Source organism: Microcoleus sp. FACHB-831 (assembly GCF_014695585.1).
GTDB lineage: Bacteria > Cyanobacteriota > Cyanobacteriia > Cyanobacteriales > FACHB-T130 > FACHB-831.
Map to the genome: position 1 here is coordinate 1 of NZ_JACJON010000018.1, position 24,016 is coordinate 24,016.

At 43.8% G+C, this 24,016-nt stretch carries 13 protein-coding genes; 11 read left to right on the forward strand and 2 right to left on the reverse strand.

Annotated features, from left to right (window positions below; all coding sequences use genetic code 11):
• Window positions 1-390, forward strand: a 390-nt coding sequence (gene arfB, locus H6F77_RS02175; protein ID WP_199321138.1) for an alternative ribosome rescue aminoacyl-tRNA hydrolase ArfB, incomplete at its 5' end; no start/stop codon positions are given.
• 18 nt (window positions 391-408) lie between these two features.
• On the opposite strand, the gene H6F77_RS02180 is transcribed toward arfB, so the two are convergent.
• A complete protein-coding gene (locus tag H6F77_RS02180) occupies window positions 409-1,653 on the reverse strand; it encodes a family 1 glycosylhydrolase (RefSeq protein ID WP_190484920.1) in 1,245 nt (414 codons plus the stop codon).
• Window positions 1,654-2,153: 500 nt separating this feature from the next.
• Between H6F77_RS02180 and H6F77_RS02185 the strand changes: the two genes are divergently transcribed.
• A complete protein-coding gene (locus H6F77_RS02185) occupies window positions 2,154-3,848 on the forward strand; it encodes a 2OG-Fe(II) oxygenase (protein ID WP_190484922.1) in 1,695 nt (564 codons plus the stop codon).
• A 194-nt stretch (window positions 3,849-4,042) separates the two neighbouring features.
• Here H6F77_RS02185 and H6F77_RS02190 read toward each other — a convergent pair whose 3' ends face one another.
• On the reverse strand, window positions 4,043-4,876 hold the full coding sequence (locus tag H6F77_RS02190) for an aldo/keto reductase (protein ID WP_190484924.1): 834 nt from the start codon (window positions 4,874-4,876) through the stop codon (window positions 4,043-4,045).
• 107 nt (window positions 4,877-4,983) lie between these two features.
• On the opposite strand from H6F77_RS02190, the gene H6F77_RS02195 reads away from it, so the two are divergent.
• From H6F77_RS02195 to H6F77_RS02250, 9 genes are all read left to right on the forward strand, one after another.
• The gene (locus H6F77_RS02195) at window positions 4,984-5,163 is read left to right on the forward strand and encodes a hypothetical protein (protein WP_190484925.1); all 180 of its coding nucleotides are present in this window, start codon (window positions 4,984-4,986) and stop codon (window positions 5,161-5,163) included.
• Between the two features lie 461 nt (window positions 5,164-5,624).
• Window positions 5,625-7,940 carry a two-partner secretion domain-containing protein gene (locus tag H6F77_RS02200; RefSeq protein WP_190484927.1) on the forward strand — a complete coding sequence of 772 codons (2,316 nt, stop codon included), beginning with the start codon at window positions 5,625-5,627 and terminating at the stop codon, window positions 7,938-7,940.
• Window positions 7,940-10,624, forward strand: a complete 2,685-nt coding sequence (locus H6F77_RS02205; protein ID WP_190484929.1) for a CHAT domain-containing protein — start codon at window positions 7,940-7,942, stop codon at window positions 10,622-10,624. Before H6F77_RS02200 ends, H6F77_RS02205 begins: the two co-directional genes overlap by 1 nt.
• A 350-nt stretch (window positions 10,625-10,974) precedes the next feature.
• The gene (locus H6F77_RS02210; RefSeq protein WP_190484931.1) at window positions 10,975-11,748 is read left to right on the forward strand and encodes a DUF928 domain-containing protein; all 774 of its coding nucleotides are present in this window, start codon (window positions 10,975-10,977) and stop codon (window positions 11,746-11,748) included.
• 139 nt (window positions 11,749-11,887) lie between these two features.
• Window positions 11,888-12,028: a four helix bundle protein gene (locus H6F77_RS28810; RefSeq protein ID WP_190485021.1), complete on the forward strand. Its 141-nt coding sequence runs from the start codon at window positions 11,888-11,890 to the stop codon at window positions 12,026-12,028.
• Window positions 12,029-12,190: 162 nt separating this feature from the next.
• On the forward strand, window positions 12,191-17,416 hold the full coding sequence (locus H6F77_RS27335; protein ID WP_199321139.1) for a PAS domain S-box protein: 5,226 nt from the start codon (window positions 12,191-12,193) through the stop codon (window positions 17,414-17,416).
• Entirely contained in the window at window positions 17,409-18,968 is a 1,560-nt protein-coding gene (locus H6F77_RS02235) for a diguanylate cyclase domain-containing protein (protein ID WP_190484933.1), read from the forward strand. Before H6F77_RS27335 ends, H6F77_RS02235 begins: the two co-directional genes overlap by 8 nt.
• A 493-nt stretch (window positions 18,969-19,461) precedes the next feature.
• Window positions 19,462-22,449: a CHASE2 domain-containing protein gene (locus H6F77_RS02245; RefSeq protein WP_190484934.1), complete on the forward strand. Its 2,988-nt coding sequence runs from the start codon at window positions 19,462-19,464 to the stop codon at window positions 22,447-22,449.
• Window positions 22,450-22,887: 438 nt separating this feature from the next.
• The gene (locus tag H6F77_RS02250; protein ID WP_190484936.1) at window positions 22,888-24,003 is read left to right on the forward strand and encodes a TRAP transporter substrate-binding protein; all 1,116 of its coding nucleotides are present in this window, start codon (window positions 22,888-22,890) and stop codon (window positions 24,001-24,003) included.
• The last annotated feature ends 13 nt before the right edge of the window (window positions 24,004-24,016 follow it).

The following is a 24,016-nucleotide window of genomic DNA, read 5'->3' on the forward strand; positions in this document are numbered from 1 at the left end:
ATTCCAGAGCATGAGATTGAGATGAGTGCGGTGCGATCGCAAGGGGCAGGGGGACAAAATGTAAATAAGGTGGCGACTGCCATTCACCTGCGCTTTGACATTGTGGCTTCCTCGCTACCCGAACGCTACAAAGAGCGGCTGTTGAAGCTTTCCGACCAACGCATCACTAAAGAAGGGGTGATTGTCATCAAAGCTCAAGAACACCGCAGCCAAGAGCAAAACCGAGAAGAGGCATTGCAACGACTGCAAGACTTGATTAAAAGTGCGATCGCAGTCGTCAAACCCCGCAAAAAGAGTAAACCGACTCGGAGTTCTCAAAGAAAGCGTCTGGATAGCAAAACTAAGCGAAGTCAGATTAAGACGATGCGAGGAAAAATTACAGAAGAATGACAGTGCTGCATTAAATATTTAACTCCAATTGCGATCGGCTTCTGGCCGCAATCGTTTAGCCGCGTCAATCACATCTTGCAGTTCTACCGGATCGCTGAACGGGTCAGCATCAAGTGTCATTACCCGATTGAGTTCTTTCTGCCAGCGTCGCAGTTCTGCAACGTATGCTTCGCAAGGCACCCGCTTCAGATTATCCCCTTCCTCTACCAAATCGTAAATCCCATTGTGCAGCCACTTTCCGGTATGCCAATCCGGCATATCAACAGCGGGAAATAAACAAATCCCATGCAGATCAATCCCCGCATTCACCGCCGCCATAGCCTCTTCCATTACATCCTTGAGCCACTCATCTCTACCTGCTTCCATCCCGCTGGTTTCGCCAATAATCATCGGCCTGTGATAGCGTTCCCACACCCACCGCATTAGCTCGCAAAGCGGTTTGATGCGATCGTCGTGGGGTTCGAGTGCCTGATGGGGGCCATGTTCTCGGTATTCCATCTGACCGAAGGAATAGTGATTTGCGCCAACGATGTCCAGGATTTCCGGGGAACCGCCAAGTTCGGGATGTTCTTTCCCGTAGAGAATATCCCACGCCAAAAACGTATCGACATAGGTTTCGTGATGTGCTGCATCGATCTGATCCTGGCGATCGCGCGGTGCGACCACCTGAACTAGGGGATCGATGTGGATCATCCTGGCGGAAGGTTCCACTTCTCGAATCGCCTTAACACCAGCGATCGCTGCCTTACACAACGCTAATCGCAAGCGAAAACGGTCTTCTTTTGTGGTTTTATAAGGAGCCACCCAACCCCACTCGCCGCCGCAGAAGGAGAAAAACGTAATTTCATTAATCGGCGTGAAAAAATAGGGGCCACGCAAGCGGGGAATCACATACTCTGCTGCTGCGCGACAGTAATTAGCATAGCGATCGGTAAACTCATTAGTAAATGGATCGAGATCGTCTGGATACCCATAGTGGCAGAGATCCCAAATGGGAACGATCTGCGTTTGCTGCATCGCCTCAATAATGGGGTCGATGCTAGAGAAGTCGTAGCAGCCATTACGATCGACTAACGGCCAAGGAATCGCTTCCCGTGCCACATCAATCCCCAGCGATCGCAATATGTTGTAGTCTTCCTGCGCGTGGCGATCGTGCTGTGTCTCTTCAATTAGATTCCGCCGTCCCTTGTCCTTCCAGAGAAATGTCGAACACTCAAAGCCAGAGATGAAGAAGGTGGGGAAGATTCCAGGTCGTTGAGCCATGCGTTACGCTCTGGTAAATTTATTCGTCATCCTAAGCAATCTTGCTCATTTAAGACACTATCCAGCGCGAGATAAATCCATTGATTACCCGATTTCTGATGTTGGGTAGAGTCAGTTACAAAGTCACCTAGCGAATAGACAGCTTGCCCAGCCTATCGTGTTTTATGCTAGTTTATCGTCTCTTTGAGCTTTTAGTAGTGTATTTGTTGAATCTTTTTGCTAGGCTTAATTAAGGTTTTGTTATCCTGCCGAGAAAGATATTTCCCGACTGGGTATTGCAGTATATTAAAACCGAGAAAATCAAATCCAGGGTCTAACCCAATACGTGCTACCAAAGTATGTACAAGACGTATTTTACTCGGTTTGAGTGATAACCCTAATTTCCTAGCTACTCAGCGATGATTTCCTGGCACTGGAGTATAAATTCCAAATAGTCCTGGATGCAGAAAAACCATCAGTATACCTGATAAAGGTATCTCATTAAATCTTGTTTGTTTATTATGAAAGATGTTATGTTGCCCGCACTAGCTTCATCAAATATGCCAATTAAAACATCTAAACCAAAATGCACTGTTCATCGTGAAAATCTATCTCATTTGCTTCTACCAGTTTGGCACGATAAAACTACTTCCTCTGAATTTTTAGAGCCACGATTCCGCTTTTTGATTCCTGGTAGCAATAAAGTTCGTGTTGTAAAGGGACTATTGTCTGCTTTTGAAAGTACAAGCTTGATTCAAGCCATCGAGAGTTTAGGTTTCAGTACCCCCACTGCCTTTGATAAGTCAGTGCGGGCATGTGAACGCCGTCACACAGTTGATCTGGGTATGAGTGACGCTATCATGGCACGTTTGAAAAGTTACTTGCCAGAAATTGTACATATAGATGGCGTGCGTTGGAGATTAAAACGCTTCACTCATCATTGGCGATATATTAAGTACTTGCCCAAAGGTCATTTTGTGCCTCATTATGATGGAGCAAAAATGTTGCGATATCCCACTCCAGCTATTAGTGTTTTTACTGTACAAATTTATTTGAATGATGATTTTACGGGTGGAAATACTCGTTTTTATTCTGACTATGAACCTGTCCGATATGCCAGTCATGATATTCCTATTGGGGAAGTTAAAAATTTTAAGCCATCTAGTTCACCTACTCATGAAGTAAAACCAGAAACAGGTAGCGTCTTGATCTTCGATCACGTTAACAATGTGCTACACGATGGTGCTGAAGTAAAATCTGGAGTGAAGTACATTATGAGAGGTGATGTACTGTATGAAGTGTTTGAAGAAGATGTTCCTCAATTACTACATAATGTATCAAATTTAGAGCCTAACCTGTTAAATTGGTGCCCAGAAACAGCAATTAAATACGGCACTAGGAACCATGTTGGGGAAGTATGGCTATGTGACTGTGCTGATGATGGTCACGGTTCTGGTATTCATCACTGTGAAGCTTTTTCTTATGCTGATGAATATGTTTCAAAGGAAGATTCCAATGAGGAAAAGAAAAAAGTACGTCCTGCATCCACAGCAGAAGCTCTAAATGGCTTGCATGATAAGGAATTGCATGATAAAAATGGTCAATCATTGATATACATTCTAATAAGTGGCAAACGAGCATCAGGCAAAGATTACATCACTAATCTGATTTACGATTCCTTAATTTCTAAAGGTATTTCAGTTCACCGCGCTGCGCTGGGTCATATCAATAAGCGTTCGTATGCTGCATCAATAGGTATTGATGCTATACGTTTAGAGAACGATCGTGAATTTAAAGAATCTCATCGTATCGCTATGGTCGCTCACCATACAGCACGAAATGCTCAAGATCCAGAAGGGTGTCTAAAGGAAGTAAAATCCAATGCGAAACAAGCCAATGCCGAGGTATTATTACTGAGTGATATCCGCACACTACAAGACTTACATTGGTTCAAGCAACAGCCTGGTGAAGTGGTACTGTTACGGATAACGGCATCAGATGAAACCCGCAAGTTAAGAGGATGGAATCCTTGCCAAAGAAAAGATTCCTTGCATACTGAAACTGAACTTGATAGTTTCTTTAATTGGACAGCCTGTTGGGATAACAGTGATGTTTCTCCAGAAAGAACTCAGCTATTGCATGAATGGATAGAATACACTGTAATTCCTAGAATTCCATTATCAAAGTTACGATTTGGAGCGGCTTTTCGACCATGATTACTGCTAGTGGGGCTTAGCCCTCTTCTGTTACTCTCCGAAATAAAATTGATGCTCGTAATGTGAAATACTTAGTCTTTGATAAAGACCTGCTTTTGGTTCGGATAATCTGTCCCCTACTCCTTTCCAAGTCATGCAAACCTATTGTTGCCCCCCAACCAGCCGCGTGAGGCAACTAACCCCTGGAGAAGTCGTTAAAGCATTTGTAGAGGAACAGGTTTAGTAGGCGGTGGGAAGGCAGCATCCAGGGCAGCCAATTCATCAGCACTCAATTTCAAATTCAGGGCAGCATAATTTTGCTCTACATGGTCAATGCGGCTGGATTTGGGAATCACAATTACATTATCTTGATGCAACAACCACGCGATCGCCACCTGCGCCGCAGTAACTCCTCGTTCTTGAGCAATTGTCTTAAGTGTCCGATTGTTCAGCAAACGCCCTTGCTCAATTGGGGAATACGCCATAATTGGGATGCTTCGTTGCCGACACCAGGGCAGTAAATTCCACTCAATTCCCCGTCGCATTAGGTTGTAGAGGACTTGATTGGTTGCGATCGCGTTTCCACCCTTTAGTTGGCTGGCTTCCTCCATATCCTCGACATCAAAATTGCTCACCCCATAGCTGCGAATTTTGCCTGCTTGTTGAAGCGTCTGAAATGCTTCCAGAGTTTCTGCTAATGGCACAGAACCGCGCCAGTGCAATAGGTAAAGGTCAAGATAGTCAGTTTTCAAGCGTTTCAAACTTCGTTCGCATGCAGCGATCGCACCTTGCTTGGAGGCGTTGTGCGGATAAACTTTGCTGACTAAGAAGACGGATGCACGACGACTTGCGATCGCGTGGGCGATTACTTCCTCTGCACCGCCTTCACCATACATTTCAGCAGTGTCAATCAAAGATAAACCCAAATCGAGTCCATGACGCAAGGCATCAATTTCGCTCTGACGATTCCTGGCATTCTCCCCCATCTGCCAGGTGCCCATACCAAGAGCCGGAATTAATTGTCCAGAAGGTAGTTTAAGAGTTCGCATGGCAGTTTCCATCCATTCAAGCTATTGTCAAGAGCGTATTTTTGGCTAACACATGGGTATGGCATTAATTGTAGAGAAAACCACTGTTAGAGCGACAGGTGCTTCCGTTGTTTCGGACTAAAGTTTTTCCCAACCACTACTATAACTACCAGGACTTACGCATCTTTATCACGCGCGATCGCCAACCCGATAAAGTAAGAGACAGGCAATATTGGGGATTTGGGCGGCTAGTCGCCTCAATATTTGCCGAATGTCGTGCTAGAGGTGCGTGCCGTTCGCGCTCATAATTGAGAAGTTTCGCACAAATTCTCAATCAATTAACTATTAATCAAGATTTGAAATTTAATATTTTTCAAAGTTATATCGATTAACTTTACTGGAATAATTGCTAGAATAAGTTGTCAAAAACCAAAAATAGAGATTATGCAAAAAAAGAATATCTGCCTAATTTGAAACAACGATCGCGCCATACAAACTAAGGATTAATAATAGAGTTACGGGCACAATTCATAAAAACATGGAGGCAGTGTAGCGGGCGTCATTTGCTGCATAGTTATTGCTCAATTTGAAAGGCTGACCTTCCCTAAGCTATAAGTTATTTATTACTAATTGGCTGTTTAAGTCCCAGTAAGCCCTGTAATTTATAAATCGGTTCCGAGCAACAGGGACAAGAAAAAGGCAGCACAAATAAATTTATGTTTAGCTAAAGATATACCGTAAGCGATCGCTACCTTCAGATATAAAATATATGAGCCAGCTTCGTCACTTAGTCTGGGTTAGTAGTACAAGTTTTCTTTTGTGGTTGAGTAATCCTGGCAGCACCCTAGCACAAATCGTACCTGATGCGACGCTGCCAAACAGTACCGCTGCTATCTCAGAAGGTAACATCATCCGCATCGAGCGTGGCACGCAAGTAGGCGGGAACCTATTTCACAGTTTTACAAAATTTTCTCTTCTTACAGGCGCAGAAGCTTTCTTCAACAACTCTCTAGACACTCAAAACATCTTCAGTCGGGTTACAGGTAGCGATATTTCCCAAGTTGATGGGTTGATGCGAGCTAACGGTATAGCTAACTTATTTCTTATTAATCCCAACGGCATTATTTTTGGCCCAAATGCCAAACTAAATATAGGCGGTTCCTTCCTAGCCTCGACTGCTAACAGCATTCAATTTAGCAATGGAACTGAGTTCAGCGCTACCAATCCCAGCGCCCCCCCATTGCTAACAATAAATGTTCCGATTGGCTTACAATTCAACGAGTCAAATGCGGGAGTAATTCGCGTTCAAGGGTTGGGTCACACTTTCAGATTCGGACAGACAGGCGGATTAAAGCCAAATACGACAACCAATGGTTTAGCGGTGCAACCTGGTAAAACTTTAGCTTTAGTAGCAGGAGAAATCGCGTTAGAGGGCGGTAATTTAAAGGCTGAGTCTGGAGCAATTGAGCTTTGGTCGGTTACTCGTGGCTCATTGCCAATGCAAGTCAGCAGCGAACAAATCAGCTTCAACAACGAACAACTTGCAGAATTAGGAAATATCAATTTATCTGGTGCTGCTTCAGTAGATAGTAGCGGTTCGCAGGGAGGTTCGTTCCAGATACAAAGCCGAAACCTGAAACTAGAGCAAGGTTCGATCATCGTATCCCTTACCGGAGGCTATCAACCGGGGAAAAGCTCAACCATCAATGCTTTAGATGCAGTGGAACTGATTGCTAGAACAGCCGATGGTAGAATGGGTAGCGGCTTTTTTGTTCAGACGAATGGTGAGGGAAAAGGCGGCGATCTAACAGTTACAACAGATCGGTTGCTAGTGCGAGATGGGGCATCTATTGGTATGGGAACCGATAGTTCTGGGAATTCTGGTGCTTTAAGGGTGCAAGCGAGGGATGTGCAACTGGGGGGCCTTTCAGCGAATGGAGGGCGTCTGACAGGTATTTTTTCTAATCCTACTCTTGACTCAACTGGAGTTGGTGGTGATGTCATTATTGATGCTAAACAAGTATCCCTTGAGAACGGAGCTGTGATTTCTGTATCTACCTTTGGCGCAGGTCAAAGTGGCAATATAACAGTTCGAGCCAATGACGTACAAATACGAGGAACTTCTGCAACCGGGGGAATTGGTAGCGGTTTTTATGCCCGGACTAGCTTAAGCAATCTTGCGAGTTCTCCACCGCCGTTAACAGGAAATGCTGGTAACGTAACGGTAATTGCTGACAGATTAAGTCTTGAAAATCGGGGAACCATTAATGTTGCTAATTTTGGGAAAGGGAATGCTGGTAACATTAATATTCGCGCTGCTACAGTTGAGCTAGCTAATAATTCGAGTATTAGAGCAACGCAGCGACAAGCAGAACAGGGAAATATTACGATTGAATCCCAAGATTTACGATTGTGGCGCAACAGCCTGATTACTACTGATGCCAGCAACATCATCATTTTTGATACGGGTCAGACGATTGCTAATAATGATATCAGTACCAATGGCGGCAACATCATCATTAATACAAAAACTTTGGTGGCTCTAGAAAATAGCGATATTACTGCCAATGCTCAACAAAGCTTTGGGGGCAGGGTAAGAATTAATGCTAGTGGCATCTTTGGAACAACGTTGCGTAGCCAAACTACTCCAAAGAGTGACATTACTGCTACTTCTAATCTTGGGGCGGAATTCAGCGGCATGGTGCAAATTAATACTCTTGATATTAACCCTTCTGCTGGTTTAGTCGCGTTGTCAGAAAATTTTACTGACAACAGCAGTGAAATCGCCCAGGTTTGTTCTGCTTATAGTAGTAATAGTTTTGTCCTGACAGGACGCGGCGGTTTACCCGAAGATCCCAACCAGACTTTATTAGGGAGTACAGTTTGGCGGGATTTGCGCCCTCGTAGGGGTGTTAGTTCCACATCTGTCACCGTTTCGATCGCTGCGTCCCCACCTACTCCAACAATTGAGGCAAATGGATGGTTAAAAAATGCTAATGGGGAGATAGAGTTGGTCGCAAAATCTATTAATGGTGTTAGTCAAAACCCCTGGGATAATGTCGCCAAGTGCAGTGTTTCTAAATAATGGGAAAAATTAGTTCGCTAGTAAAAAATATTCATTACAGCATCTGGATAGGCTTGCTAACCTTGTTGTTCGTTACAACTGTTTATCCTGCTGTAGCTCAAACTAAGTTTAAATTTTATTATTCAGATGTTGGCGTCGTATATCTTGCACAAAATTTGAATGGTTCTAAAACTACTCCTTCAGAACCTAAAATTACAAATGATGCCTTAATTCTGCTAGAACAAGGTAGAAGACTTTATGATGGGGGACAATTTTCGAGTGCGATCGCACTATGGGAACAATCTCTTAAAAACTTCGAGGCGCAGGGAGATCGCCTGCAAGTTGCCCTCACTTTAAGCTATCTCTCGAACGCTTATCAAGAATTAGGAAAATGGGAGGAAGCTAAAAGCGCGATCGCCCAAAGTCTGAATTTATTGCAAACTCAACGCGATGCAGCCACTCTCGCCCAAGTTTTGAACGCTCAAGGCAGTCTCTTGCTAGCGATGGGGCAAACCGAAGCAGCTTTAGATACTTGGAAACAAGCGGAAAAAGCTTATGCTTCGTCTAGCGATGAAATTGGTAAATTGGGCAGTCTAATTAACCAAGCTCAAGCTTTGCAAACATTGGGGCTTTACCGACGAGCCAAAATATCATTAGAACAATTGAATGCTCAATTACAAACTTTTCCGGATACCAACTTAAAAGTATCAGGATTGCGAAGTCTGGGAGTCGTTTTGCAAGTAGTGGGAGATTTAACTCAGTCTCAGCAAGTTTTAGAACAAAGTTTGGCAATTGCTCAAAAACTAAACATTTATTCGGAAATAAATGCCAGTTTATTTAGTTTGGCTAATACTCTTAGAACTTTACATAATCCAGAAGAAGCACTGAAAAATTACCAAAAATTAGCCGATAACGCAATCAATCCTACTACTAAACTACAAGCTCATATAAACCAGTTCAGCCTTTTAGTAGAAACGAAACAAAAAGAGGCAGCAGAATTATTGTTGCCTCAAATTCACTCTGAATTAGAGAATATATCCCCCAGTCGCTTGGCTGTTTACAGCCGGGTCAATCTGGCTATAAATATCCTAAAATTAGGCTATCAGGGAGAGGTGACTACGGAGCGATTGCCCTTGGCGCTGCGCGGAGCGCAATCGCAAATTTCCCAGCCTCAAGATATTGCACGGATATTGGCAAAAGCTATTGAACAAGCAAGAATACTTAAAGATGCGCGTGCTGAATCTTACGCGCTGGGTGAACTAGGATATTTATATGAACAAACGCAGCAGTGGGAAGCAGCAGAGGAGCTGACTAAACAAGCACTAGCGATCGCGCAATCCATCAACGCTAATGATATTTTCGCTCGTTGGGAAGGGCAATTAGGCGAAATCCTCAAACAGAAAGGCGATATCCCAAATGCGATCGCGGCTTATACCCAAGCAGTTAATAGCTTACAATCCCTCCGCAGTGACTTAGTAGCAATTAATCGCGACGTACAATTTTCCTTCCGAGAAAATATCGAACCTGTCTACCGTCAGTTAGTTGGATTACTATTAGAATCTAATCCCAGCCAAAATAATCTCAAACAAGCTCGTGAAGTCATTGAAGCTCTGCAATTAGCAGAATTAGATAACTTCTTTAGAGAATCTTGTTTAGATGTTAAACAGAAGCAAATTGACCAACTCGATCCTGAAGCAGCGGTAATCTACCCAATTATTTTGGCAGACCGTTTAGAGGTAATACTATCCTTGCCAGGACAGCATCTACAGCATTACGCTACTAAATTGCGGGAGAGCGACACAGAAAAAACACTTGAGCAGTTGTTGGAATCTCTTAACCCATTTTTCTCAAGCCAGGAACGTTTGCGCCTTTCTGAACAAGTTTATAGCTGGCTGATTCAACCTGCTGAAACACAATTAAGTAAAAGTCAAATTAAAACTTTAGTATTTGTGCTAGATGGTTTATTACGAAATCTACCAATGTCAGCCCTTTATGATGGCAAACAGTATCTTATTGAGAAATATAATATTGCAGTAGCTCCGGGTTTACAGCTAATTGCACCGCGAGGGGGAAGCGTGCCCTTAAACGTCTCACTTACCCAAAGGCGAACGAAAATTTTAGCAGGCGGAATTACCGAGGCCCGTCAAGGCTTTTCAGCGCTACCAGGAGTAGGATTTGAAGTTAGCCAAATTGCATCCGAAGTTCCTTCTAAGGTATTTATAAATCAAAATTTTACCGAAACAAACTTACAGAAACAGTTGAACGCCACTTCCTTTCCCATCGTTCATTTAGCTACCCACGGTCAATTTAGTTCTAGAGCTGACTCTACCTTTATCCTAATGTGGGACGGCAAAATTAATGTCAAGGAATTTGAAAATTTATTACGCTCTAGAGAGCAGGCTAGCTTTAATCCGATTGAACTATTGGTTTTGAGTGCTTGCCAAACTGCAACTGGCGATAAGCGAGCAACTTTGGGATTGGCAGGAGTAGCTGTGCGGTCTGGCGCACGCAGTACTTTAGCAACTCTCTGGTCAGTGCAAGATGAATCCACTGCCAAACTCATGGGTCAATTTTACCAGCAGCTATTACAAGGGCAGAGTAAAGCAAAAGCTCTTCGTCAGGCTCAGCTAACTCTGCTCAAGCAACCTAAATATTCTCATCCCTTTTATTGGGCACCTTTCATTTTATTGGGAAGTTGGCTCTAAATAATAATTAAAAAAAGCTCTTTAGTTTTAACATTAAAGCTCAAAACTATAGTATAAATTTTGTAAATAATTTATTAATATTTATTTTTAAACTTAACCATAAAAATATTTAATGCAATATTTCTCCAAGACCTGAATAGTTGCCTATAGGTTATACATATAAAACTAAATTTTTGCTTAAAAAAAGAACTTATGTAGGATATTGAATATCTAACATATATTTAAATAATCTTTTTCAAAGAGCTTTTACTATAATAAATTCCGTATAATTACTGAAGCCAAAAACGCAACCATCGCTATAATTACATTAAACACTCCGTAGAAATACTCCTAAAAATTGCTAGAAAGAAATGACACAACAGAAAATTTTTAGCCATTTAAGGCTATTTGCATTATCTCTAGCGCTCGGAATCATTATTGTTCCTGGTTTCTTATTAAAGATACGCGCCCAAGCGGAAGCGGCTAACCCATCTCAAAGTATAGTTCATACTTCGATAGCTCGCGTAACCTTCGAGCCGCCAGGAGAAGGAAAACCAGATGACACGGCAGGAGGTGCATCTCGTGGTGATGGATGTCCTCAAGAGCAATTGGCTGTAGGTCAATGCATTACTGCCTTGACACCTGCAATTAAAAACACCTTAACAGTGCTAGAGCATCCGACATTCTTTGTTTATTTACCTCAAACTTCTGCCAAAGAAATATTTTTTGGATTAGTAGATGAAAACAACAATTCTCATTACCAAATAAAAGTTCCCATCTCTAGCAAATCTGGCATCCTCAGCTTCAAGCTCCCAGATAATGCGCCACCTCTAGAAATTGGCAAGAATTATCGGTGGACTTTTATCATTGTTGGCGAACAAGGACTCAGACCTGATAGCTCTGGTGTACGAGGAGAAATTCGGCGAATTACACCTAGCGCCGAGCTAATGAGCCAGTTACAGAATCAACCTCTACTGGAGCGTGCAGCTTTGTATGGCAAAAATGGTATTTGGTACGATATGCTCGCTAGTTTAGCTGAAGCTAGACGTGAAGAGCCGGGTAATGCAACCTTGGCCTCAACGTGGCAAGAATTGTTAAAATCGGCTGGGCTAGAGGCGATCGCCACAAAACCGTTTTTAAACTAGGGCAACAGGTAAAGGGGAAAAAGGAAAGTAATTAACCCGCCTTAAGTGAATATAGTTATGAAATTAGGGAGGTGAGTTGAGCGGAGACTTTGGCTTGAGAGATTGATGGAGATGTGCAACAGTATAAAGACTTAAAAATATTACGGAAGGATTTGAAAGCTCCTTTCGCAGAGAATACCTAAACTTTCTGAATATTGCTAAGGGTTCTGCCGGAGAAGTTCGCAGTATTTTAAGATGGTATTGTTGTGTTGGCTATCTAGAGCAACATAACAATACATAATCTTATAACTACGCTATGGACTTGAGTCGGATGCTGTTTAATGAAATTTAAGCATCAACCCATCCCCAAAATCATAAACGCTTTACCCATTAGCGTTATGTAAAATAAATTCCGCGTTACCCTTTACCCTAATCTTAGTGCCATGTTTGGTGCGAAGAGTTAATGGTGCAAAAATTTAAAAAGCAAATTTTTCGATGGCGTGGCCTACTGATTACACCTCCTACCGTAGCCTTCACAGCCATTGCTATAGGTTCTTTAGGCTTCTTCCAAATATTAGATTGGGCTATATTGGATCAATTTTTTCGCTGGCGACCTCGCGAACCAATAGATCCACGTATTATACTTATTACTGTTAATGAATCAGATGTCAAAAAATTAGGGCAATGGCCTATTTCGGACGCTCTCTTAGCTAAAGCGATCGCAACCGTCCAAGCCCAACAACCTAGAGCGATTGGGTTGGATATTTTCCGAGATTTACCAGTCCCCCCCGGCCATCCAGCGCTCGTTAAAGTCTTTGAATCTACGCCTAATCTAATTGGTGTCGAAAAACTGGCGGGAAATACAGTTGCGCCGCCACCAACATTGAATCGTGTGAACCAAATAGCGTTAGCAGATCTGGTGTTAGATGCAGATGGCAAAGTGCGTCGAGGTTTGCTATCTGTAAAAACATCAGACGGTAAAACTCATTTGAGCTTAGGAGCAAAGCTGGCTTTAATGTATCTGGAGAAAGAAGGAATTACCCTCCAGAGCGTTGATGCGAAGAAAAATCAGTTGCGATTAGGTAAAGCTGTATTTGCCCCATTTACAGGAAATAAAGGCCCTTACGTTCGTGCCAATTCCGGTGGATATCAGATTTTGTTGAACTACCGGGGAACGCTAGAAAATTTCTACAGCGTATCGCTGACAGATGTTCTGGAGAACCGCATCCCGCCCAATCTTCTACGCGAGCGTATTGTATTGATTGGTACGATCGGCGCTAGCTTCAATGACCAAACTTTGACGCCTTACAGTAGCAGTCTATATTCAACTCCCAAACGCTCCCCTGGCGTAGTCATACATGCCAACTTAACCAGTCAAATTTTGAGCGCTGCTTTAGAAGGTCGTCCTTTAATCCATGTTTTGCCTGAAGCAGTTGAGGCTTTGTGGATTTTGCTTTGGTCTTTTATTGGCGGTGGGGTGAGTTGGACTTTACTTGGCATCAAACCCTTCAGAAGAAATGCTTGGTGTAGGTGGCTCGTCTATGGAGTTAGCATTTGCCTAAGTGGAGGAATTCTGACCGGAGGCAGTTACCTAGCGTTTTTAGCAAGTTGGTGGCTGCCAGTAGTTTCCCCGCTAGTAGCAATGACTGGCTCCACCGTGTCACTCATCGGTTATCGCAGTCTGAAATTACAGCACTTAGCGAACTTGAAGCGCAAACAAGCAGAAGCCGCACTGCGGGAAAGTGAAGCTAAATTTCGCCACCTTGCGGAAAATGTACCTGGTGTAATTTACCGATATATTCGCTATCAAGACGGCACCCATGAGTTTACATACATGAGTTCCGGCATTCGCGAAATCTATGGATACGAACCAGAAGCGATCGTACACAATTCTAATATTGCCTGGGATGCCGTGCATCCGGATGACCTACCTTCCTTAGATGAAAGCATCCTAATTTCTGCTAGAGACTTGCAGCCTTGGCACTGGGAAGGTCGAATTAGCTTGCCTTCGGGTCGCTGGAAATGGATGCAGGGCAACTCCCGCCCAGAAAAACAACCCAATGGGGATATTATCTGGGACGGCTTGCTCGTCGATATCACCGAGCGCAAGCAAGCAGAACAGCTGCTAGCCGACTACAACCGCACTCTAGAAAGCCAGGTACAAGAGCGCACCGCTAAACTAGCCCGAAGCAATGCTCGCTTAAAACGAGAGGTTGGCAGACGCCGGGAGACAGAAGCTCAATTACGGCAAAGTCAGGCATTATTTAAAAATGCATTTGAAACAGCAGCAATTGGCATGGCTCTAGTTGCTCCGGAGGGACAATTAGTAGCAGCTAATCGTTCATTTTGTCAAATGTTAGGTTATTCAGAAACGGAATTGCTATCCCTCACATTTCAGGGAATTACTTACCCGGACGATCTCGAATCTGACCTTGATTATGTGCAGCAATTACTAGCAGGAAAAATTTCTACTTACGACCTAGAGAAGCGTTACTTACATAAAGATGGGCATATTATTTGGAGTAGCCTGAGTACATCTTTAGTGCGAGATTCCCAGGAGAATCCGCTCTATTTTATTGGGCAGATTCAAAATATTACCGCTCGCAAAATTGCAGAATCGGCACTCAAAGAAAGCGAAGAAAAATTCCGTGCTATCTTTAACCAAACATTTCAATTCGTTGAATTGCTCCAGCGCGATGGGATTCTCTTGGAAGCCAACGAGACTGCCCTTGAATTCGCCGGTATGACTCGCGAACAGGCGATTGGAAAGCCATTTTGGGAAGCGCGATGCTGGACGATTTCAAAAGCAACTCAGGAGCAATTAGAAGCCGGAGTCGATCTTGCTGCCAAAGGAAAATTTATCCGCTATGAAGTGGATGTTTTGGGGAAAGGAGATCGCGTCGCCACTATTGACTTTTCCCTGCGTCCGATGCGAGATGAATGTGGGCAGGTGAAGTTACTGATCGCTGAAGGACGAGACATCACCGAACGCAAAGCACTAGAACTAGAACTTGCTCAAAAGCAAGAACTTTTAGATGCCTTCATCACAAGTGCCCCGGTGGGTATGTGCGTTCTTGACAGTCAACTGCGCTTCACCCTGATCAACGAAAGCCTTGCAGAAATCAATGGTATTTCCGCAGCAGAACATATAGGTAAAACACCGTGGGAAATCGTACCTGACTTAGCACTTAAGCAGGAGAAGATCTTCCAACGAGTTTTGGCGACTGGAGAAGCCGTCCTGTACGTTGAAATTAATGGAGAAACGCCAAAATTACCAGGTGTCAATCGAACCTGGTTAGCTTCTTACTTTCCCATTCAGGCGCAAAGCAATCAGCCCATTGGGATTGGGATGGTACTGGTAGAAATTAGCGATCGCAAACTTGCAGAAGAAAACCTGAAGCAAGCCGAGTATAAGTACCGTACATTAGTCGAACAAATTCCCGGAGTAGTTTACATATCGCCTACTGGAGCAACTACCGAGCAAGCTTATATTAGCCCCCAACTGCAACAACTATTAGAGATTCCTCTAGAAGAATGGTCTCCTGGCTTCTTTAATAGTTGGGTTGATTACGTTCATCCAGAAGATCGCGATCGCGTTTTGCAAGCCGTAAACACCACGATCTCTACAGGAGAACCGTTAATCGCAGAATATCGGATGATTACCCGCAATGGCAAAACCATCTGGATAAGAGATCGAGCCAAGTTAGTAGTTTCCAGCGATGGACAGGCGCAAGTGCTTCAAGGTTTAGCCTTCGACATCAGCGATCGCAAGCAAATTGAGCAAGCGCTGCAAGAAAGCAACGAACGTTTTCACTTAGCAGCATCGGCAGTTAAAGGATTTATCTACGACTGGGATCTCAAACAAAATATCGTTCTAAGGACGCAGGGACTGTTTGAACTGGTTGGATACCGCCCCGAAGAAGCCGAAGCTAAAGTTGATTGGTGGAACAAACACGTCCACCCAGAAGATTTACCGAAAGTTTCCCAACAGCTATCCGAAGCATTTACTACTCCAATTCAAAATTATTACGTGCTTGAGTACCGACTTCGCCACCGAGACGGTCACTATGTTTACCTGTCAGATTATGGGACGATAGCACGAGATGCAGACGGACAAGCAATTCGAGCCATAGGTCACGCGATAGATGTGAGCGATCGCAAACTTGCAGAAGCAGCCCTGCAACAGGCACTCCAAGCAGCCCAAGCCGCATCCATTGCAAAAAGCCGCTTCCTGTCTAACATGAGCCACGAACTGCGTACCCCCCTCAATGCCATTCTAGGTTTTAGCCAAGTGATGGTTCGCAGCCATTCTCTTTCCGCTGACCACAAAGAACAGCTAAAAATCATCAATCGCAGTGGCGAACATTTGCTAAGTCTGATTAATGATGTTCTGTCAATGGCCAAAATAGAAGCGGGTCAAGCCACTCTCCATGAAAATCGTTTTGACTTGTATCAGCTACTCGACGACCTAGAAAAGATGCTGCGGTTCAAAGCTATCTCCCAAGGCTTACAGCTCATATTTGAACGCGGGGAAAACGTTCCCCAATACGTGCAAAATGACGAAAATAAATTGCGCCAAGTCTTAATAAATTTGTTAGGAAATGCTATCAAATTCACTCAAAAAGGTAGCGTTATTTTGCGAGTGAAACTTGCACGCGAAAAAGGTTACAAAGTAAACCAAAAAGATTATCAGTTCTTAATCGCCTTTGAAGTTGAAGACACTGGCCCTGGCATCGCACCTGATGAGATGGGCACCTTGTTTGACCCCTTCGTACAAACTGAGACTGGCCGCAAATCAATGCAAGGAACGGGATTAGGTTTACCTATAAGCCGACAATTTGTGCGGTTGATGGGGGGAGATATTTTAGTCAGCAGCCAAGTGGGTAAAGGAACGATTTTTATATTTGACTTGCTGGTGAGTAAGGTTAGCACTGTTGATAAAAAGGCTTTATCTACCAACAAAAATATAATTGGACTAGATCCGAACCAACCTACTTATCGCATTTTAGTTGTTGAGGATGTACAAGAGAATCGCCAGCTAATGATGAAGCTGCTTGAACCGTTAGGATTCCAAGTGCGGGAGGCAGCTAACGGCATCGAAGCGATCGCTTTGTGGTCAAGCTGGAGACCAGATCTCATATGGATGGATATAAAGATGCCTGTCATGGACGGTTATGAAGCGACCAGGCAAATTAAAGCTAGGGAAAGGCAATTAGCGAGTGGGGACTTGGAAATAAATAGCCTTGAAAACTCTTCTACCCAAGGCGCGATCGCCAAGACTGTTATTATTGCCCTTACTGCCAGCGCTTTTGAAGAAGAAAGAGTCAATATATTGTCAGCAGGCTGCGACGACTTCATTTCTAAGCCTTTCCGCGAGTCAGTGCTATTTGACAAAATGGCTCAACACTTGGGGGTACGCTATCTCTTTGAAGAAGAAAATTACCCCCCTTTGTCTCAGCCAGCTACAATACCTAGACAACTGATACCCGAGGATATTAGCGTGATGCCAACGGAATGGATAGCGCAGCTACATCAAGCCGTCTTATGCGCCAACGACGAGGAAATCTTAAAGCTAATCGAACAAATTCCCTCCCCCGAAGCTTCTTTGGCTTACGCTCTTAAAGAATTAGTTAATAACTTTCGTCTAGATCTGCTCTTTGATTTAACTCAATCATTTATAAATGAGTAGCCATCAAACATCTGCTTATTCCCCAGACATTCTTCTTGTTGATGATACTCCAGACAACCTGCGAGTTCTATCCACCATGCTCGGTGAAAGCGGGTATCGAGTCAGGAAAGTAATTAACGGAAAGCTAGCTTTGAAGGTAGTTGAAGCCGCTCCTCCCGATTTAATTTTACTCGATATTTTAATGCCAGATATGGATGGCTATCAAGTCTGCTCGTTACTAAAAGCTAATCCCCAGACATCGGATGTTCCAGTAATTTTTATTAGCGCTCTCGACGACATATTTGATAAGGTAAAAGGTTTTGAAGTCGGTGCTGTAGATTACATTAGCAAACCCTTCCAAGAAGCAGAAGTTTTAGCGAGGGTAAAAAACCAACTAACCATCCGACACCTATATAATCAGCTTGCCACACAAAATGCAGTTTTGCAACAACAAATCCAAGAACGTCAGCGAGCTGAGGCTGAAACTAATCTTCTCTTACAAATAACGCAAGCAATTAGTAAATCTTCCGACTTGGACTCAGCCTTAGAAGTTACCCTCCAGCAAGTATGTGAAACTATTAGTTGGAATTTTGGAGAAGCCTGGATTCCTAATGATGATGGATTTTTAGAATGCAGTTGCGGGTGGTATGCCACAACTGAAAGTCTCCAGGAATTTCGATATTATAGCGAAAAGTTGACATTTACTCCCCATACGGGGCTACCAGGGCGAGTTTGGATGTCGCAGAAACCTGAGTGGATAGAAAATGTTTCGCTTGAGCAAAACCAACTTTTTTTACGTTCTGATATTGCCTTAGAAGCAGGACTCAAAACTGCTTTAGGCGTTCCCCTAGTTCTCGATGACCAAGTGCTGGCTGTTTTAGTTTTCTTTAAAACAGAACAACGAAAACCAGAAGAAAGATTAATTGAGCTAGTCAATGCTGTTGCTACTCAATTAGGTTCGCTCATCCAGCGCAAAAAAGCAGAAGCCGCTCTTGTTAAAGCCAACATTGAGCTAGAGCGTCTCGCCACCTTAGATGAATTGACCGGAGTCCCCAATCGCCGTCACTTTAATGAGTATTTAAATAAAGAATGGCGGCGACTGGCACGAGAGCAATTACCCTTATCGATGATTTTATGCGATATTGATTATTTCAAGAGCTATAACGACACTTATGGTCATTTAGCGGGAGATTTTTGTTTGCAGCAAGTAGCTAAAGCAATTAGAAGGGCTGTTAAGCGTCCGGCAGATTTAGTGGCTCGTTATGGAGGGGAAGAATTTGCTGTCGTTCTGCCTAATACTCATACTGAAGGAGCTTTACAAGTAGCGGAAGCTATCCGGGATGGGGTGCAAAGTCTTAAAATTGCTCGCCTTCACTCTAGTGTTAGTGAATATGTTACTTTAAGTTCGGGTGTTGCTAGCTTGGTTCCCCAACATAAACTTGACCCTTCAGCTTTAATTGCTCTGGCTGACAAGGCACTATATGAAGCTAAAGACAAGGGGAGAAATCGCTGTATTATGAAAAGTTTTGATTCCCTATCCTCGCATTTGCAAGACAAGGCGCTTTCCGGCTAAAGCAAAGCAGTTTGAGCGGTCAAAACTCCTTTAATTACTAAAATTATTGAATAATAAACTTGGTAGTTGATGTATTTAAAAAATATTATAGCGATTCTCAATTCTGTAGGGGCGGGAAGTTTTATCGCCCTAACGCTTAAGCGTATGAAGGCGATTTAAAATATGTAAAATGTCAGAGGTTCAGATACCCGACTTCTTAAAGAAGTCGGGTATCTCGCCTTCACGAATTATTTAAGACTGTTATATGTTGAAAACAAATTGTCTAATGGAATAGCATGGCGATCGCTACCTGAGTGATGCAACTATAGCTGCCACCTGGAAAAACCTGTTAACATCGGTTGGACTAGAAGCGATCGCAACCCAGCCACTATTACCCTAGCGCTAAGTACCATTAAAAATTATATCGGGGTGCCAGTGTCCGGTAGCTGATAGCTAACCGCTTGTAAGAATAAGCGTTAGCGCTCGACGGTTGATTTCTAGTTGCCAAGGATATATGTGGCGAAAGCTCAGGCGGCGAATTTTAGAATGGCGAGGGGTACTAATTACCGCCCCAAGTGTAGCAGGATTAGCTATTGGAGCTACTTCCCTTGGATTGCTTCAGGTTCTAGAATGGCCAGTCCACGACCAATTTTTTCGGCTGCGTCCCGAAGAGCCACCTGACCCGCGTATTGTTATTGTCACTATTGGAGAATCAGATCTTGCGAACATTAAGCAAGGGCAAGTTTCTGATGCTGTTTTGGCTAAATTGCTCCAGAAAATTAAAGTACAGCAGCCTGTAGCAATCGGTCTAGATCTTTATCGAAATCTACCCGTCGAACCCGGCTATCAGACATTAGTGGAGGTGTTTAAGTCCACCCCCAACTTGATTGGCATTGAAAAAGTAGGTGGAGAGATGGTTGCACCACCCCCCACCTTAAATCAGCTCGGCCAAGTTGCGGCGGCAGACTTGGTGCTAGATCCCGATGGCAAGGTGCGTAGAGGTTTGTTGACGATTAAAAATGACAAGCGCCAGACCAGAGAAAGCTTAGGAGCGAAGCTGGCGTTGATGTATCTGGAAAGTAAAGGCGTTACCCTCGAGGTGAGCGATGCCGCCAAGAAGCATTATCGCTTGGGTCGAGCTGTAATCAAGCCGTTTACGGGGAATGAAGCAGGTTATGTCCGTGCTAATACGGGTGGATACCAGATTTTGTTGGACTATCGCGGGACGCAAAAAAACTTCCATACTGTATCAATGACAGAAGTTCTAGAGAACCGCATCGATCCGAACTTGATAGGCGATGCCTCCGGCTCTGCTTTCGCAGGACGCATCGTCTTGATCGGTGCTATTGGGCAGAGTTCTAACGACTTGTTTTTTACTCCCTACAGTAGCAGCATTACCAGTCCCAAACGAATGCCTGGTGTAGTCATTCATGCAAATTTAGCCAGCCAGATTTTAAGTGCTGCTCTAGAGGGGCAACCTTTAATTAAGAGTTTGCCTAAACCAATTGAATGGCTGTGGATTTTCAGCTGGTCGTTTGCAGGTGCCTCAGTGCGTTGGATGTTGCTACGGGCACTGTTGAAAAAGAGCCTGCTTCCCAGTTGGGCAATCCATAGCATTTGCATTGTCTTAGCAGGAGGCGCTATTTTTACTTGCAGCTATTTAGCCTTTTTGGGAGGTTGGTGGATACCTGTAGTTTCCCCATCGCTGGCTTTGATTGGGTCTATAGTTGCGATCGCAGGTTATCATCGCGCCCAATTGCAGCAGGAAAATACCGATCTGGAAATCGTCCTGGAGGCTACTAACGAACACTACGATGCCTTGACGATGGAGTTGCAAATCCAGGCAGAGGAAGCGGTTAAAGCAAGTGAGAGGAAGCTGGCTCAATTCTTAGATGCTGCGTCGTTGGCAGTAGTAGCCATTGATGGGACGGGCAAACCCTACTTTTTTAATCAGAGGTCAAAAGAGTTACTGGGTAAAGGAGTCGTGCCGTCAGCTACCATCGAGCAATTGGCAGAAGTTTACCAATTCTATATCGCGGGTAGCGATCGCTTTTACCCTGTAGAACAGATGCCTATCGTGCGTGCGTTGAAGGGGGAGCGCACTTCTGTGGATGATATGGAGATCCGCCGAGGGGGCAAGATTATCCCCATAGAAGTTTGGGGAACCCCCATTTACGATGAGTCTGGGCAAATTACTTACGCGATCGCGGCTTTTCAAGACATTACCGAACGCAAACAGGCTCAACAGGCACTAATACAAGCTGAAGAGAAGTATCGCAGTATCTTTGAAAATGCCCTTGAAGGCATATTTCAGACCACGCCCGACGGAGGTTATTTGAGCGCCAATCCAGCATTGGCACAGATTTACGGCTACGATTCAGCCGAAGAGTTGATGGCAACTCTCACTAACATTCAGCATCAACTTTACGTCGATCTGCAACGCCGCAGCGAGTTCCTGTCATTAATGGAGCAGTATGGTGCTATATCTGGGTTTGAATCTCAGGTCTATCGCAAAGATCGCAGCATTATCTGGATTAGCGAGAATGCCCGTACTGTCTGCGATGATAATGGCGTACTGCTCTACTATCAAGGCTTCGTTGAGAACATCACCGAACGCAAACTGGCAGAAGAAGAAAGGCAAAAATTTACCAATCAGCTCTATCAAATCAATAAGGCAAACGAACGTTTTGTGCCGCGTAAATTTCTCCAGTTGTTAGAGAAAGAAAGCATTCTTGATGTCCAATTAGGCGACCACGTACAGCTAGATATGTCGATTCTCTTTACGGATATTCGCGATTTCACGACGCTATCGGAAAAAATGACTCCAGAAGAGAATTTCAAATTCATAAATGCTTACCTCAGTCACATGGAGCCTGTTATTCGTGAAAATAATGGCTTTATTGATAAATATATTGGCGATGCAATTATGGCGCTGTTTGGCGGCAGTGCTGATGATGCAGTTAAAGCCGGAATAGATATTTTGCACCGACTTGCCGAATACAATACAACAAGAAATACACCAGAAAGTCCACCGATTCAGATCGGCATCGGCATCAACACGGGTTCTTTGATGTTGGGAACTGTAGGGGGGCGCAACCGCATGGATGGTACGGTGATTAGCGATGCTGTTAATTTAGCTTCTCGCCTAGAAGGGCTGACGAAATATTACGGGGTGTCGTTGTTAATTTCTCATAATACTTTTAGCTGTTTGCAGCGTTGCGACGAGTATGGGTTGCGCCTCATCGATCGCGTCAAAGTTAAGGGGAAATCAGAAATGGTGTCAGTATTTGAGATATTTGATGCCGATCCACCAGAAGTTCGAGAGAGTAAATTAGCTACAAAAGCAACTTTCGAGCAGGCTGTGTTTCATTACTATATGCATTCTTTCACAGAAGCAGCACAACTGTTTCAACGGTGTTTGGAGATTACCCCTTGGGATAAAGTTGCTCAAATTTATCTGGAACGCTGTCAGCAGCAGGCGATCGCAGCGATGTCTCTTTAAATTAAGCGAGGATCGTGGTAATTTTTAGGTGTTTGAGCTGCTCATTCGTACAGAAGTGGTAACAGGTTTAAATCCTGTATCGCCCATTCGTTCGGCTTGTGGTTTAACAGATTATTTATCGTCGTTAACACATTGTTATCGAGCTGACAAAATAAGTGAGGTTTGACAGATTATTTGTTATTGATGGACTTGTGGCAAAGGTTTAAAAATTAGTGTTTGTTAGCGAATAAGTTGGTAGCGCGGAGTTTTGTAATAAAATACTTAAAGTACTTTTCTTACTGGAAAATTATTAACTAAAATTAGTATATATTTTTGGTTATTTAAAATTGCAAATAATTAATAACTCAGCGCCTATAGACGGTTTACCAGTGGAATCGGGTGAATGAGCTGGGTTTTGCCAACTTTGCCTTTAATGCAGAAAGCTAAACGAGGTTATTTATGAAACGTCGGAATTTGCTTAATTATGCGGCGATCGCAACAACTAGCGCAGCAGCACTAGCAGCTTGCAGCAAAACTGCCCCTAACACTTCATCTCCGATCGCGAGTCCTAGCCAGCCAATTATTCAATGGCGTATGGCAACGGGTTGGAACAAGTCCCTCAACGTCGTCTTTGGGGCGATCGATCGTTTTTGCCAACGAGTTGGTCATGCTACCAATGGGCGGTTCACCATTACGCCCTACGAAGCCGGAGAGATTGCCTCGGCGCTAGAAATTCTCGATGTTGTATCCGCTAAAACCGTTGAGTGTGGCTTCACGGCTGGTTATCACTACGTCAATAAAAATTTCGCATTTGGGCTTTCGACGGCTGTTCCGTTTGGATTGAATGCCCAACAACAAAATGCTTGGTTGTATTACGGTGGTGGGTTAGAAGCGCTCCAAAAAGTTTACGCGCAGTACGGTGTCATCCAATTTCCCGCAGGCAATACAGGCGCACAAATGGGCGGTTGGTTCACTCGTAAAGTTAATTCTGTTGCTGACCTAGAAGGTCTAAAGATGCGGATTCCCGGTTTGGGTGGAGAACTTATGAAGCGCCTGGGTGTAGATGTGCAAGCAATGCAAGGAACGGAAATCTTCAAGGCATTGGAATCTGGAAAAATTCAAGCCGCAGAGTGGGTTGGTCCCTACGAAGATGAAAAACTAGGATTGGATCGGGTCGCACCCTACTATTACTATCCGGGCTGGTGGGAGCCAGGAACGATGTATGAAATTCAGGTGAATCAAGCGGCTTGGGATAGGCTGCCCAAAGAGTATCAAGCAATTTTTCAAAGCGCAGCTGTAGAAGCTAATCTGACTATGCAAGCTCAATATAATGCTGTTAATGGTGAAGCGCTGGAACGATTGGCGCTAAAGGGAACAAAGTTGCTGCCCTTCAGCGAGGAAATTTTACGATCTGCTCAAAAAGCGGCGTTTGAACTATATGAAGAAACTGCCAGTAAAGATGCAACGTTCAAAGCCATCTACGAGCATTGGAAAACATTTCGCACCCAAGTATATAGTTGGAATCGCATTAACGAGCTAAGTTTTGCCAGCTTTGCGTTTATCCAAGAAAAATAAGATTGGGTTTAAC